Genomic DNA, 14,184 nt, shown 5'->3' with positions numbered 1-14,184 from the left:
ACTAGGAGAAGTTGATGAAGCCTGTGTACATCCCCATCGCGCAGACGTAGCGCAGGGTTCCGGGGGGTCGCGGAGGCAGCCGCACGGTCGCCGGGAGGGGCACGTCACGGCCCTCGATGGTGACGGTACGGGTGCAGCCGCCGGGGTCGGCGAGCCTGAACACGATCTCCACGGGTACGCCCGCCCGGACCGTCACGAGCCCGGGACGGAAGCCGTCGCGCGTGGCCCACACCGTGACGGGGCCGGTGCCGGGAGCCTCCTCGCCGGTGACGGCGCCGGCCGGAGGCGTGGCGCCGGGCAGCCAGCCGCCCAGGTTGAGCCCCGACCCGGCCGTCCACAGCCCGGCGGCCAGCGCGACCACCCCGGCGAGCCGGGCCACGCGGGTGTGCGAGACGCGCCGCAGGACGTACTCGAGCAGCGCGAACGCGGGGGCGCTGCCCGCCACGAACCCGGCCATCACCGCCGCCCCGCCGGCCGCCGAGGCGCCGGTGACGGCGACCATCTCCACGCCGAGCGTCACGCCGCACGGCACCAGCACGGTAGCCGCGCCGAGCGACCCGGCCAGCGCCAGCGGATGCGCCCGCCCGAGTCGGCCTGGCGCCCGCCCGAGCCGGTCCGGCGCGCGGCCGCACGCGTGCCGGGGGCCGCGCAGCAGCCGTACGGCGAACACGACGACGGCTGCGCCCGCGGCCACGAGCAGCGCGGCCCGCACGGCCGGTGGCGGCTGCACGGCCGCGCCCAGCCACCCGAGCAGGGCGCCCAGGGCGGTGTGGGCGGCGAACCGCCCCAGCAGGAACCACCCGATCACCATCCGCGCCGAGGCGGGCCGGTCGGGCTCCGGCCCTGATGGGCGGCGGTCCGTCAGGCCCACGAGGAGTCCGCCCTGGACCGCCGTACACGATGCGGTGCCCGCGAGCAGACCGGCGGCGAGCCCGGTCGCGAGCAGTGCGGCCGCCTGCACGCTCAGCGGGCGGGGACGGCGAAGACGGCGACGGCGCGGGGCACGGCCGGGCCCGCGGCGTGCGGAGCGCGGTGGGCCGGCCAGGCATGGGATCGGGTGGGCTGCCGCATTCTCGTCCCCCACTGTCGGCGGCGCCCCCACGGCGTCGCTCTACCGGCAACCTAACGTGGCGTCCCGGATGCGGCCAGTGACACTTATGTCCCCTCGGTCCCGGCCTCGCCCTTCGCGCCGCCGCGGCGGCGGGGGAGGCGCACGGTGAGCAGCTTGGCCCGCGGCGCCACCCGCTCGGCCAGCGCGAACAGCGCCTCGGTGCGCGACCGGTCGGCGTCGAGGTGGGTGAAGAGGTTGACGCCCAGGTAGAACGTGATCGACGCGTACGCCAGGTCGCGCGGCGGCAGCAGCTTGGCCAGCGGGGAGCCGCCGATGACGCGCTCCAGGTTGCGCTCGACGAACGCGATCCACGGCTCCGACCGCCTGACGATCTCCTCGCGCAGCTCGGGCCGGGCGATGCTGGCCCCCACCAGCTCCGAGAACAGCGTGATGTGGCCGCCCTCCAGGTCGGCCCGGTAGATCTCGGTGGCGACCGCCACGAGCTCCTCCAGCGTGCGGACGCCGGCCACGGCGGCCTCGTAGGTGGCCATCCGTTGCTCGGAGGACCGGTCGAGCGCCGCGAGCAGCAGCGGGTCGACGCCGCCGAAGTGGTAGAAGACCAGCGCCGAGTTGACGCCCGCGGCCTTGGCGATGGTGCGGGCGCTGGTGCCGGCGTAGCCCTCCGTGCGCAGCGTCTCCGCGGCGGCCTCGATGAGCCGCTCCCGCGTCTCCGCCCCTGCCTGCTTCGTCATGCGCCTTCCCTCTTGCACGTTCCGTCAGGCTCATCATACGGTTTAATCACTCGATTAAACCGATCGCTCAAGGAGTGGCCGATGTCCGCCGAGCCGGATCCCGTTCATCAGCGCAGGTCGCGACGTGCGCTGGCCGGCGTGCTCGCGGCCCTGTTCGCCGCGTTCCTCGCCTACCGGGTGCTGCACGCGGGCCACCTGGAGCAGACGGCGGTGTTCTACGTGGGCGTCCCCGCCGTCATCGCGATCACCGTGGCGCTCGCGGTCCGGCCGAAGAGCGCGACCGGCCTGATCATGGCGGTGATCACCATCGGGCTGGCCCTCTCCGGGCCGTTACTCGGAGAGGGGATCGTCTGCCTGGTGTTCGCGGCGCCGCTGTTCTACCTGGTGGGACTCTTCCTCGGACTGCTCGTCGACTGGGGCCGCCGGCGGGGCAACGGGGTCAACCTGCTGGTGGCGCCGTTGCTGCTGGCCGTGGTCAGCGAGGGCGCCACGGGGGCGACCTCGCTGCCCAGGGAGAACGTGGTCAGCGCCACCCGCGCCACCGGCGGCGCGGACGTCGAGGCGGCGCTGGGGGCGGCGCCGGTGTTCCCGGGGGTGGAGTCGGCGTTCCTGCGCCTGGGCTTCCCCCGCCCGCTCACGGCCCAGGGGCAGGGGCTCCAGGTGGGCGCGACGCGGCGGGTCACCTTCACGCCGCGCCGGTCGCTCGGCATCGGCGCCGCCCTGGAGCCGCGCTCGATGACGCTGCGGGTCAAGGAGCGGGCCCCCGGCGTGGTGGTGTTCGACGTGGTGGCGGACAGCACGCTGGCGCGGTGGCTGGAGCTGGAGGAGGCCCGGTTCGCGTGGACGCGCTCGGACCTGACCGTGTCGCTGCGCTACCGGCGGACCTTCGACCCGGCCTGGTACTTCGGTCCCCTCCAGCGGTACGGGCTGGGCGAGGCGGCCGGCTACCTGGCCGAGACCTTCACACGATGAGCGCCGCGCTGATCAGGGCGGTCGCGCTCATGGGGCCGATCCTGGCCGTGGCGGCCGTCGTCGTCGCGCGGCGCCCCGAGGAGCCGCGGATCGCCGCCGCGCTGCTCGCCACCGGCTGGAACGTGCTCGCGCTGAGCGGCGTCAACGCGGCGGCCCTTCACCTCGGCTGGTGGAGCTTCCACGCGGAGGGGGCCGTGGCGCTGGGCGTGCCGGTCGACCTGCTGCTCGGGTGGGCGCTGCTGTGGGGCGCGGTGCCGGCGCTGGCGGTGCCCGGGGCGCCCCTGCCGCTCACCGCCGCCGTGCTGGTCTGGGCCGACCTGGCGCTGATGCCCATGGCCGGGCCGGTGCTGGTGCTCGGGCCGGACTGGCTGATGGGGGAGTCGGCCGCGGTCGCCTGCGCGCTGGTGCCGGGGCTACTGGTGGCCCGCTGGACGTGGAGCGGCCGCCGGCTGCGGGCCCGGGCGGCGGCCCAGGTGGCGCTCGCGGGCGGGCTCGGGGTGGTGCTGCCGCTGCTGCTGACGGGGGCGTGGCGGCAGCCCGCCTGGGCGCTCGCCCTGCTGGCCCAGGCCATGGCGGTGCCGGGGCTGCTCGGGCTGGCCGCGGTGCGCGAGTTCGCGGTCTCCGGCCGGGGCACGCCACTGCCGTACGATCCGCCCCGGCGGCTGGTGACCGGCGGGCCGTACGCGTACGTGCGCAACCCCATGCAGACCGCCATGACCGGTGGCTACCTGCTGCTGGCCACCCTCGACGTGGCCTTCCTCGGCGCGGCGGCGATCGCGTTCGCGTACGGCGCGGGGCTGGCCGCCTGGCACGAGGGCGAGCAGCTCGACGCGCGGTTCGGCGAGGAATGGCGGGCGTACCGGCGGGCGGTCCGGCCGTGGCTGCCCCGCCTCCGGCCGGCCGCGCCGCCGGCGGCGGTCGTCCACGTGGCGGCGACGTGCGGGCAGTGCGCCCCCGTCGGGCGGTGGCTCGCCCGCCGGACGCCCGTCGCGCTGGCGGTCGCCGCCGCCGAGGACCATCCGCGCGGGCTGCGCCGGATCACCTACGAGCGGGCCGACGGCGTCACGGCGGAAGGGGTGCGGGCGCTCGCGTCGGCGCTCACCCACGTCCATCTCGGCTGGGCGCTGGCCGGCTGGCTGATCATGCTGCCGGGCGTCGCCTGGTTCGCCCAGCTCTGCGTGGACGCCCTCGGCGGCGGCCCGCGCACCCTCACCCCGGGCGCGCCAGGAGTGCCTCACGCCCGCGCCTCGATGAGGAACCTGCTGGAGTGGGCCACGAACGGGCCCTCGGCCTCGATGCGCTCGTGCAGGTCGCGCAGCCGCGCGCGGTGGCGGCCGACCGTGAAGCCGGGCACGATCCAGATCACCTTGCGCAGGAAGTAGACCACCGCGCCGACGTCCCGGAACTCCATCCGCAGCCGCTCGGCCCTGAGGTCGACGACGGTCAGCCCGGCCGCCTCGGCCTCCGCCCTGGCGCGCTCCGGGTCGCGGCCGGAGCCGTCCAGCGGGCCGAGGAAGAACTCGGCCAGCTCGAACACGGTGCGCGGTCCCACCTGCTGCGAGAAGTACGCGCCGCCGGGCCGCAGCACGCGGGCGATCTCCGCCCACCACGTCCGCACCGGATGGCGGCTCGTCACCAGGTCGAAGACGCCGCTCCGGAACGGCAGACGCGGCTCCTCGTCGTCGGCCACCACCGCGGCGCCCCGCTCGCGCAGCCGGGCGGCGGCCAGCCGGAGGTTCGGCGGCCACGACTCGGTGGCGACCGTCACGGGCGGCAGCACGGGCAGACCCGCCAGGATCTCGCCGCCACCCGTCTGGATGTCGAGCGCCGCCGTCGCCCGCGCCATGCGCTCGGCGAGCAGCCGCGAGTAGCCCCAGGACGGGCGCTCCTCGCTCGCACGGCCGTCGAGCCAGGAGAAGTCCCAGCCGTCGACCGGCGCAGCCTCCGCCTCGGCCACCAGATCATCGAACGAGCGTCCCATCCACGCAGCCTCTCAACGCCCCGCGCCGCACCTCAACCGCTTTTGTCCGCGTACGGCCGGGTGGAGCTCTTCGCCGGGCAGCAGAGCCCGCAAGCCCCACTTATCGCGATATTCATTCATATTTACCGGATCGCCAAGATCTTTCTGACTAGAGTGGTCCGGTGATTCTGACTAGATCCACAAGTCATCGAAGACGTGTTCTCTCGGGCCTCGCCGCAGCCGTCCTGCTGGGCGGCCTCGTGGCGCCGCCCCCGGCGAACGCTGAGGTGGCCAACGGCTCCGTGAGCTCGCTGGCGCACTTCCTGCGGCAGGCGCTCGACCGTCAGCAGTTCGAGCAGGTCCTGGACACCAACCCGCCGACGAGCACGGCCGAGCTGAACGCGCTGCGGCAGGACGGCGCCGACAAGGAGGCCAAGAAGCCTCCGAAGAGGGCGGACCTGCTCGCGGCTCTGGCGGCGGCCGAGCCGATCTCGCAGCAGCCGCAGATCGACCTGACCGTCATCGAGCTGAACAGGCTCGGCCGCGCCGTCTCCTCGGGCACCGTGCTGATGAGCCCGCAGTACCCGGACGGCAAGGTCGTGCCGGTGGACGGCAATCTGCACACCACCGATGTGCGCTGGCGGCAGTGGGACGACGCCGGCTGGTACGCCAACCGCGGCCAGGGCACCATCGACATCGTGCCGGGCCGCGAGAACGCCCCCATCGACTTCATGAACCCCTACCCCGGCTCGGTGCTGAAGCTGATGGTGGCCTTCGGCGTGCTGCGGCTGGTGGACCAGGGCCAGATCTCGCTCGACGACACCTACAACTACGAGCCGATCGAGCCGATCAGCTCGCTGTGCGGCCCGGGCAGCAGCAACACGATCCGCGGGTACCTGGACGCCTCGCTCACCTGGTCGTCCAACAACGCCTCCTGCGCCATGGTCAAGCTGCTGCACGACCGCGGAGCCGTTGACGGCCTCAACCAGACCTTCCAGGACCTGGGCCTGGAGACCCTGCAGCTGAAGAACACCAACCCGAGCACCGGCGGCCGCTGGGGCAACCCCGTCACCATGAGCTCGCTCGACACGGCCAAGCTGCTCATGCTGGTCAACGGCGGCCTGGGCACCCTGTGGACGACTCCTGGCGGCACCGCGGTCACCGCCGCCGTCCTGAGCGACGCCTCCCGTGCGTTCTTCAAGAGCAAGCTGGGTGATCAGGCAATGAACGTCGCCCTGTCCACCACCAACTGGTGCGGCGCCGCCTACCCCGCCCCGGGCATCCCGCAGCTCACGCCCTCGCGCTGGATCGGCGCCGACGGCACCGTGACCATCCCCGGCCAGGGCATCGCGTACGGCCATGACGTGCGGCCGTGCAACGACGCCGCCGAAGTGACGTACGCACACAAGAACGGCTGGGTGAACAACACCGGCGCCGACGCGGGGATCGTGAAGGCCCTGCCCGGCAAGGGCGGCCGCACCTACATCGTCGCCATGTTCTCCAACCTCGGCTACCAGTACGTCGACGCGAACCGGCCGCCGGCGGGCGCGGAGAACGTGTGGTTCACCGAGCGGCTGGCGAAGCTCGGCAAGGTCATCGACGAGTACGAGAAGCGACGCTCCTCCTGACCCCGGCCGGCCGGGCGAGTCGCGAGTCGGGCAGATGGTGGTCCGGCCGTCAGATCCAGCCCGGCCGGACCAGGCCCGACTCGTACGCGATGACCACGAGCTGGGCGCGGTCGCGGGCGCCGAGTTTCATCATGGCGCGGCTCACGTGGGTCTTGGCCGTGGCCGGGGACATGAAGAGCTTGGCCGCGATCTCGTCGTTGGTCATGCCGGTCCCCACCAGCGCCAGCACCTCGCGCTCCCGGTCGGTGAGCTGGTGCAGCCGCTCCGTCGCCATCGGCTCCTTGGCGCGCGAGGCGTACTCCGCGATGAGGCGGCGCGTCACGCTGGGCGACAGCAGGGCCTCGCCCGCCGCCACCACCCGGACCGCCTGGATGAGCTCCGCCGGCTCCGTGTCCTTGACGAGGAAGCCGCTGGCGCCGCCGCGCAGCGCCTCGAAGACGTACTCGTCCAGCTCGAACGTCGTCAGGATGATGACGCGCGGGCCCTCCGGCATCTGGCGGGTGGCGGTCAGGCCGTCGGTGCCGGGCATGCGGATGTCCATGAGCACCACGTCGGGCCGGTGCTCGGCCGAGAGCCGCACCGCCTCCGCGCCGTCGGCGGCCTCGGCCACCACGGTCATGTCGGGCTGGGCGTCCAGCAGCGCGCGGAAGCCGGCGCGCACCAGCGCCTGGTCGTCGGCCAGCAGCAGACGGATCATCATGTGTCCTCGGAAGGGGGGATGGGAAGACGGGCGGAGACCTGGAAGCCGGTACCGGACGGGCCGGCGACCAGGGTGCCGCCCAGGGCGGAGGCGCGCTCGCGCATGCCGGGGATGCCGTTGCCGCTGCCGTGGGCCGACAGCACCGGGGCCGCCGTCGCGCCGGTGTCGGTGACCGTGACCGCCAGCTCGGTCTCGCCGTACTCCAGCCGGACCGTCACCCGCGCGCCGGGGGCGTGCCGCGCGACGTTGGTGAGCGACTCCTGCACGATCCGGTACGCCGCCCGATCCACCTGCGGCGGCAGCGGCCGGGCCCCCTCGCGGCGCAGCGTGACGTCGAGCCCGCAGCGCCCGGCCAGCTCGTCGACCCCGTCGAGCCCGGCCGTGGGGGAGCGCGGCGCGCCCTCGCGCAGCACGTTCAGCACGGAGCGCAGCTCGCCGAGCACCTCCTTGGAGGCGGTCTTGATCGTGGCCAGCGCGGTGCGGGCCTGGTCGGGGTTGTCGTCGATGAGGTGCAGCGCGGTCGACGCCTGCACGTGGATGAGCGAGATGTTGTGCGCCAGCACGTCGTGCAGCTCCTGCGCCATGGTCAGGCGCTCCTCGCTGGCCTGCCGCCTGGCCTCCTCCTCGGCCGTGCGCTGCTGCTGGGCTCGGCGCTCGCGCACGATGCCCACCAGCTCGGCGACCACCATGACGAGCAGGATGAACGCGGTGATGGCCAGGTCGTGGAAGAGGCCCGGCCAGCGGGCGGGGCCCAGGTGCCCGTACGCCAGGAACACCACCAGCGTGATCCCGGCCAGGATCCACGCCGCCGGCCGCCGTCCGCGCAGGACCAGGGTGAACAGGACGATCGTCGGCGCCAGGTAGACGGGGCCGAGCGGGTAGTTGAGCCACGTGTACGCGTAGGTCGCGACCAGGACGACGACGGACGACGGGACGAGGAACCTGCGGTGGACCACCAACGCCACCGGCCCCACCAGCAGCAGCGCGTACGCCAGCGCGTCCAGCGGTTTCCGGTGCCCCAGCTGCCCGTACGCCGCCCCCTGTGACATCACCACCTGGGCCACCGCGACGACGAGCCCGAGCAAGGGGGCGTATCTGGACGACTTGCGCACGGGATCCACGCTAGGGCACCGGGTCCGCCGCCCGCGTCCGACCATCGGGGGAGGGGGCCCTACCGCGACGGGCGTACCTGGGCCATCGTGGAGAGCATGCGCCGTGTGATAGCTCCAGCAGCAGCGATCGCCATCACGCTGGTCACTGCCGTGCCCGCGCTGGCCACCGCAGCTCCGACCATCGACTCCAGAACGACCTCCACAGCCCCCCGCAAGGTGCCCGTCGCCGAGGGGTACGGCGGGGCCGTCTCCACCGTCGACCTCGACGCGAGCCGCGCCGCCGTCGCCGTGCTCAAGAAGGGCGGCAACGCCGTCGACGCGGCCGTGGCCGCCGGCGCCGTGCTGGGCGTCACCGAGCCGTACTCCGCCGGCCTGACGGGCGGCGGCTTCATGTTGTTCTACGACGCCGAGCACCACAAGGTGCACACCATCGACGGCCGCGAGACCGCGCCCAGGGCCATGACCCCGGCGACGTTCGAGGGCATCCCGTTCGAGGAGGGCGTCACGAGCGGCCTGTCGGCGGGCGTGCCCGGCACGGTCGCCCAGTGGGACCTGGCGCTGCGCCGGTTCGGCACGATCTCGCTCAGGCAGGCGCTCAAGCCGGCCATCAAGGTGGCGTCCCAGGGCTTCGTCGTCGACCAGACGTTCTTCGACCAGACCCAGTCCAACCTGGCCAGGTTCAAGGACATCACCTCCACCGCCGCCCTCTACCTGCCGAACGGCGCGCCGCCGGCCGTCGGCTCCGTCTTCCGTAACCCGGACCTGGCCGCCACCTACCGTGAGCTGGGCGAACGCGGCCCCGAATGGCTGTATGGCGGGCAGCTCGGCAAGGAGATCGTCGCCACCGTCAAGCAGCCGCCCGTCGCGTCCGGGGTGACCCGCAAGGTCCGCCCCGGCCTGATGGAGCTGTCGGACCTGCGGGAGTACCGGGCGCTGCTGCGCGAGCCGACGCGCGTGGACTTCAGGGGCCTGCGCGTGTACGGCATGGCACCCCCCTCCTCCGGCGGCTCGACCGTGGGCGAGGCGCTCAACATCGTGGACGCGCTGCCGCAGACCGGCCTGCACGAGTACCTGGAGGCGTCCCGGCTGGCCTTCGCCGACCGCAACAAGTACGTCGCCGACATCCCCGGAGTGCCGCTGAAGGAGCTGCTGTCCGACAGCTTCGCCAAGGAGCGCGCCTGCCTCGTCGGCCCGTCGGCGATGACCTCGCCGGTCGCCCCCGGCGCCCCGGACGGCGACTACCAGGCGTGCGCGACCCCCGCGGGCACGTCCACGCCGACCGCCGCCGAGGGGCCGGAGACCACGCACCTGGTCGTGGCCGACCGCTGGGGCAACGTCGTCGCCTACAACCTGACGATCGAGTCCACCGGCGGCAACGGCATCGTGGTGCCGGGCCGGGGCGTGCTGCTCAACAACGAGCTGACCGACTTCACCTTCGGCCCCGCGCCCGGCGACCCCAACCTGCCCGGCCCGGGCAAGCGCCCGCGCTCGTCGATGGCGCCCACGATCGTGTTCGACGACGGCGAGCCGATCATGGCGGTGGGCTCGCCCGGCGGCGCGACGATCATCACGACCGTGCTGCAGATCATGCTCAACCGATACGTGTGGGGGATGAGCCTGCCCGAGGCCGTGGCCGCGCCCCGCGCCTCGCAGCGCAACACCGCGCAGACGCAGGCCGAGCCCGCGTTCCTGCAGGCCCACCAGGCCGAGCTGGAGGCCCGTAGACAAAGCTTCGCCGTCGTGGCCGAGCTCGGCGCGGCGACCGCGCTGGAGTTCACCGGGAAGGGCAGGGTGAAGGCGGTGGCCGAGCCGGTCCGGCGGGGCGGCGGAAGCGCCCTGGTCGTCCGGCCGGCCGGCTAGCGGATCAGCTCGTAGGCGCGGGGGTTCGCCTTCCGGGTGCGTGCCCAGTACTCGAAGGTGAACCCCGGCCAGATCGTCCGGTTGACGCCGTGCTCGTCGAGGTACCACGAGCGGCAGCCGCCCGCGTTCCACACCAGCGGGTCGAGCCGCGCGCGCAGCCGCCGGTTGAACGCGCGCTGCCGCTCCGGCCGCACGTCCAGGGCCCGCGCGCCGGTCCTGGACAGCAGCCGCAGGCAGTCGAGCACGTACCGGGCCTGTGCCTCGATCATGAAGACGACCGAGTTGTGCCCGAGCCCGGTGTTGGGGCCGAGGAGGAAGAACAGGTTCGGGAAGCCGGCCGTGGTGACGCCGTAGTACGCCTCGATGCCGTCCCGCCAGGCGTCCTGGAGCTTGAGGCCGTCCCTGCCGACGATCCGCTGCTCGCGCAGGGCGTCGGTGACCTTGAAGCCGGTGCCGTAGACGATGACGTCGGCCTCGTGCTCGGCGCCGGTGGCGTCCACGACGGCGCGCGGCCTGATCTCGGTGACGGGGCGAGTGACGAGCTCGACATTCGGGCGGGTCAGCGCCGGGTAGTAGTCGCTGGAGATGAGCACCCGCTTGCAGCCGATCGTGTAGTCGGGGGTGAGCCTGCGCCGCAGCTCCGGGTCGGGCACCTGGGCCCTGAGGTGGGCGCGGGCGGCCCGCTCCTGCGCGGCCATCAGGCGCGGGTGGACGGTGAAGCCGAGGGCGCGGGCCTCCAGCAGCCAGTAGAGGGCATGACGCAGCGCACGGGCCGCGCCGGGCAGCCGCAGCGCCCGCCCGGCCAGGGCGACGTCCGGCTTGGGGTGGACCCACGGGGGCGTGCGCTGGAACACGGTCAGCCGCGCCGCCCGGGGCGCGATGCGCGGGACGAACTGGGCGGCCGACGCCCCGGTGCCGATCACGGCGACGCGCCTGCCGGTCAGGTCGACCGAGTGGTCCCACCGTGAGGAGTGGAACGCCGGCCCCTCGAAGGTCTCCCTGCCGGGGACGTCGGGGAACGCCGGGACGTGGAGCGCGCCGACGGCCGACACCACGGCGTGCGGGCGCAGCACCCCGCCGTCCTCGGTGGTCACGTCCCAGCCGTGCCGGCGGTCGTCGTACCCCATGGACACGACGCGGGTGCCGTACCGGATGTGCGGCGTGACGCCGTGTCCGTCCGCGCAGCGCCGCAGGTAGGCCCAGATGTCGGGCTGCCGGGAGAACAGCCGGGGCCAGTCGGGGTTCAGCTCGAACGAGTAGGAGTACAGGGGCGACGGCACGTCACAGGCACAGCCGGGATAGGTGTTGTCGCGCCAGGTGCCGCCGAGGTCGCCGGCCTGCTCCAGGATGACGAAGTCGTGGTAGCCGGCCTGCTTGAGCTTGATCCCCATGCAGATGCCGGAGAACCCGGCGCCGACGATCACGATCCCGGGCTCGGCCACCGCTCCTCCTCACCGACGCCTGAGAGGACCCTCCTTCGCAGTGAAACACATGCACCGACTGGTCGGTACGGTTTCTCGGCACATTCGCGGGCGTCCGGGCGCGCGAAAAGCGCCGAGGGCCGTCGTCGTCGGCCGGCCGTCGGCGCCGTGCGGGCGAGCCGCCGGGCTAGCGCAGGAGCAGGAAGGCGGCGACGCCGATGACCACGATGGCCGCGACGATCGCGATGATCGGTACGAGGGGGGACTTCTTGGGCGCGGCGGCGGTCTCCTGCTCGGAGCGCTGCGCGAAGGCACGGAACTGCTGCGTGGTGCCCGCCGGGTCGATGGGCTGCTGGTGCTGCTCAGACATGGGCAGCAGCCTAGCGGGATCACCTACGGCATTTTGCGCCTTTTACGCGATCGGTGGGCAGGCTGAGTACGGGACCGGTCCCCTCGCCGGATAGCGTTGAAGCATGCTCAGGACCGTGCTCTCGCCCCGCATGCTGGGGCTCCACCTGTTGACGGTGGCGGTCCTCGTGTCCTTCATCCTGCTCGGCCGCTGGCAGCTCGGGGTCTTCCAGGAGTCCGGCAAGCCGCACGTCGCCAACGATCCCGCCCCCGTCTCCGTCACCACGCTCGCCCGGGTCGGCGCGCAGATGGACGGCATGTCGGCCGGTCGGCGCGTCACCGCGACCGGCGTCTACGACGCCTCGCTCCAGCTTCTCGTCGTCGACCGCGAGCCCGACGTGGACGCGCCCGGCGGCAAGGTCTCCCGCGACCGGGGCTACTGGGTGCTCACACCGCTCCGCCTCGACGACGGCACGCTGATGCCGGTCGTCCGCGGCTGGACGGCCCGGCCCGGCGGCCCGGCCCTGGCCGTGCCGTCCGGCCAGGTCACCGTGGCGGGCCGGCTCCGGCCGTCGCAGGGCACCGACAGCGTGCAGAGCAGGCCCCAGGAGCTGCCCGCCGGGCAGGTCGACACCGTGTCGACGGGCCAGCTCATCAACGTGTGGACCGGCCGTGAGCTCCGCGACGGCTTCCTGGTCGCCCAGCCCCCGTCGGGCGCGCTCACGCAGGTCAAGATCTCGGCGCCGGTCGTCGGCGGCACCCTCACGTGGCGCAACCTCGCCTACGCCGCCAACTGGTGGATCTTCGCCGGGTTCGCCGTGTTCATGTGGTTCCACTTCGTCCGCGACGCCGTGCGTACGGATCGGGAACACCGCAAGTCCCCTGAGATGGTTCTGGAAGGTTGAAACGGTGGAATCGGCTCTGAAGCCCTTCCGGGTGCTCGCCTACTGCGTCGGCGTGATGCTGCTCATCCTGTGCGCGGCCATGGTGCTGAGGTACGGGTTCGGCATCGAGGGCATCTCGAAGTTCGTGGCGCCCGTCCACGGCTTCCTCTACATGATCTACCTGGTCGCGGTCATGAACCTGGGCATGAAGGCCCGGTGGGGCTGGCCGTACATGCTGGGGATCATGCTCGGCGGCACCGTGCCGTTCCTGTCGTTCTTCGTGGAACGGCGCGTCACCCACCGGGTGCACGCGCAGCTCGCGGCGGCTCCGGCGGCGGGGGCCTGAGACCCCCGCCGCCCGCGCCGGGCCGGCTCAGTGGCCGATGCCGCGCCTGCGGGCGCGCTTGAGCCTCTCCCGCTGCGAGGGGTCGAGCATCAGGTAGCCGACCACCGGGGCGGCCACCACGCCCAGGACGACCAGCAACGTGAGCCACCCCGGCAGGAAGATCAGCGAGAGCAGCACGGCGGCGCCGGCACCGATGGCGTACTTCTGGACTGGCGACATCCCCTACATCCTCCGAACGCGGAGCGCGCGCCCCGCCTCTTCCACATATTCTGCGTCGCCGGTCCAACGAGTGGGGGCGCATCGGGGTTCCGAATCGCGATGTATCTCAAATCGTTCGGACATCGTGCCCCCTACGGGGAGCCGTCCACGGCCAGGCTCAGCAGCGTCCGGGCCGTCACCTCGGCCGGGGGAGGCCCGCTCGGGTCCAGCATGGCGCGGATCAGTGACCGCAGCGGGTCGGTGCCCGGGGCCGGAGCCGCGCCCGGTGGCCTGCCCTCGACGGCGAAGTGCAGCGTGGCCGCCAGCGACCACAGGTCGGCCGAGGGCCGCAGCTCCGGCTGCGGCAGCCCGAACCCCGTCAGCAGCGCCCGGCCGGTCGGCGTGAGCAGCACGTTGCCCGGATTGACCCGGCCGTGGACGATCCCCGCCGCGTGCGCCGCCGACAGTGCCGCCATCGCGCACACCCCGGCCCGGGCGGCCTGCGTCGCGGGCAGGGGGCCGCGCGCCATGACGGTCCGCTCCAGCGACGCCCCGGAGACGAACTCCATGACCACCCAGACCGCGTCGTGCTCGACCACCACGTCCACGGTCGGCACGAGGCAGCCGTGCCGCAGGGCCGCGACCCGCTGGGCGTCGCGCACGGCCTGCTCCAGCAGCTCCGGCGGCAGGCGCAGCTCGCGGACGACGACGTCGCGGTGCGCCGGCTCGTCGAAGGCCAGCCGGACGGCGCCCCCGCCGAGGGGGTTCAGCAGCCGGTAGCGCCCCGCGAGCCTCGTGGTCTCTCCCATCCCGAGGTGGACGATAGCGGCCGGGCGGCGCCCCCGGCCATCATCCTGGTGAGCCGAGTATGAACAGCTCGGAGCGGGCGGGGTGTCTGCACCGGATGTGCACGTTTTAGGGAGTGCTGTCTGCACCTGGCGCTCCTAGGCTT

At 73.3% G+C, this 14,184-nt stretch carries 14 protein-coding genes; 5 read left to right on the top strand and 9 right to left on the bottom strand.

All coding sequences use genetic code 11. The features are described 5' to 3' along the window. Nucleotide 1: 1 nt before the first annotated feature. The gene (locus AB0H64_RS37135; protein WP_357634317.1) at nt 2-961 is read right to left on the bottom strand and encodes a sulfite exporter TauE/SafE family protein; all 960 of its coding nucleotides are present in this window, start codon (nt 959-961) and stop codon (nt 2-4) included. A gap of 194 nt (nt 962-1,155) precedes the next feature. Continuing rightward, a complete protein-coding gene (locus tag AB0H64_RS37130; RefSeq protein ID WP_357634315.1) occupies nt 1,156-1,803 on the bottom strand; it encodes a TetR family transcriptional regulator in 648 nt (215 codons plus the stop codon). Between the two features lie 81 nt (nt 1,804-1,884). On the opposite strand from AB0H64_RS37130, the gene AB0H64_RS37125 reads away from it, so the two are divergent. Then, nucleotides 1,885-2,775 (top strand): hypothetical protein, encoded by an 891-nt coding sequence (locus AB0H64_RS37125; protein ID WP_357634312.1) that lies wholly within the window; start codon nt 1,885-1,887, stop codon nt 2,773-2,775. A 1,234-nt stretch (nt 2,776-4,009) separates the two neighbouring features. Here the strand turns inward: AB0H64_RS37125 and AB0H64_RS37120 are convergent. Next, nucleotides 4,010-4,756 (bottom strand): class I SAM-dependent methyltransferase, encoded by a 747-nt coding sequence (locus AB0H64_RS37120; protein WP_357634309.1) that lies wholly within the window; start codon nt 4,754-4,756, stop codon nt 4,010-4,012. 161 nt (nt 4,757-4,917) lie between these two features. Between AB0H64_RS37120 and AB0H64_RS37115 the strand changes: the two genes are divergently transcribed. Then, nucleotides 4,918-6,363 (top strand): serine hydrolase, encoded by a 1,446-nt coding sequence (locus tag AB0H64_RS37115; RefSeq protein WP_357634306.1) that lies wholly within the window; start codon nt 4,918-4,920, stop codon nt 6,361-6,363. 49 nt (nt 6,364-6,412) lie between these two features. On the opposite strand, the gene AB0H64_RS37110 is transcribed toward AB0H64_RS37115, so the two are convergent. Further along, nucleotides 6,413-7,060 (bottom strand): response regulator transcription factor, encoded by a 648-nt coding sequence (locus AB0H64_RS37110; protein WP_357634412.1) that lies wholly within the window; start codon nt 7,058-7,060, stop codon nt 6,413-6,415. Further along, nucleotides 7,060-8,175 (bottom strand): histidine kinase, encoded by a 1,116-nt coding sequence (locus AB0H64_RS37105; protein ID WP_357634303.1) that lies wholly within the window; start codon nt 8,173-8,175, stop codon nt 7,060-7,062. Before AB0H64_RS37105 ends, AB0H64_RS37110 begins: the two co-directional genes overlap by 1 nt. A gap of 96 nt (nt 8,176-8,271) precedes the next feature. Here AB0H64_RS37105 and ggt point away from each other — a divergent pair, with 96 nt between their 5' ends. Then, nucleotides 8,272-10,035 carry a gamma-glutamyltransferase gene (ggt, locus tag AB0H64_RS37100; RefSeq protein WP_357634300.1) on the top strand — a complete coding sequence of 588 codons (1,764 nt, stop codon included), beginning with the start codon at nt 8,272-8,274 and terminating at the stop codon, nt 10,033-10,035. Here ggt and AB0H64_RS37095 read toward each other — a convergent pair. Both AB0H64_RS37095 and AB0H64_RS37090 read right to left on the bottom strand, forming a co-directional pair. Then, a complete protein-coding gene (locus AB0H64_RS37095; protein WP_357634297.1) occupies nt 10,032-11,477 on the bottom strand; it encodes an NAD(P)/FAD-dependent oxidoreductase in 1,446 nt (481 codons plus the stop codon). The genes ggt and AB0H64_RS37095 overlap by 4 nt on opposite strands. 166 nt (nt 11,478-11,643) lie before the next feature. After that, a complete protein-coding gene (locus tag AB0H64_RS37090; RefSeq protein ID WP_357634294.1) occupies nt 11,644-11,826 on the bottom strand; it encodes a hypothetical protein in 183 nt (60 codons plus the stop codon). 103 nt (nt 11,827-11,929) lie between these two features. Between AB0H64_RS37090 and AB0H64_RS37085 the strand changes: the two genes are divergently transcribed. Together AB0H64_RS37085 and AB0H64_RS37080 are read left to right on the top strand one after the other, a co-directional pair. Beyond that, the gene (locus AB0H64_RS37085; RefSeq protein ID WP_357634291.1) at nt 11,930-12,709 is read left to right on the top strand and encodes an SURF1 family protein; all 780 of its coding nucleotides are present in this window, start codon (nt 11,930-11,932) and stop codon (nt 12,707-12,709) included. Between the two features lie 4 nt (nt 12,710-12,713). Continuing rightward, complete coding sequence (locus tag AB0H64_RS37080; protein ID WP_357634288.1) at nt 12,714-13,034, top strand: DUF3817 domain-containing protein; 321 nt, start codon at nt 12,714-12,716, stop codon at nt 13,032-13,034. Nucleotides 13,035-13,061: 27 nt separating this feature from the next. Here the strand turns inward: AB0H64_RS37080 and AB0H64_RS37075 are convergent, their stop codons facing one another. Together AB0H64_RS37075 and AB0H64_RS37070 are read right to left on the bottom strand one after the other, a co-directional pair. After that, complete coding sequence (locus AB0H64_RS37075) at nt 13,062-13,253, bottom strand: hypothetical protein (RefSeq protein ID WP_310709471.1); 192 nt, start codon at nt 13,251-13,253, stop codon at nt 13,062-13,064. A 131-nt stretch (nt 13,254-13,384) separates the two neighbouring features. Beyond that, a complete protein-coding gene (locus AB0H64_RS37070; RefSeq protein ID WP_357634285.1) occupies nt 13,385-14,041 on the bottom strand; it encodes a protein kinase in 657 nt (218 codons plus the stop codon). Nucleotides 14,042-14,184: the final 143 nt, after the last annotated feature.

The organism is Nonomuraea sp. NPDC050733 (assembly GCF_040654215.1).
Taxonomy (GTDB): Bacteria; Actinomycetota; Actinomycetes; order Streptosporangiales; family Streptosporangiaceae; genus Nonomuraea.
The sequence above is the reverse complement of the archived record's forward strand: the minus strand, read 5'-3'. Positions and strand labels throughout refer to the sequence as shown.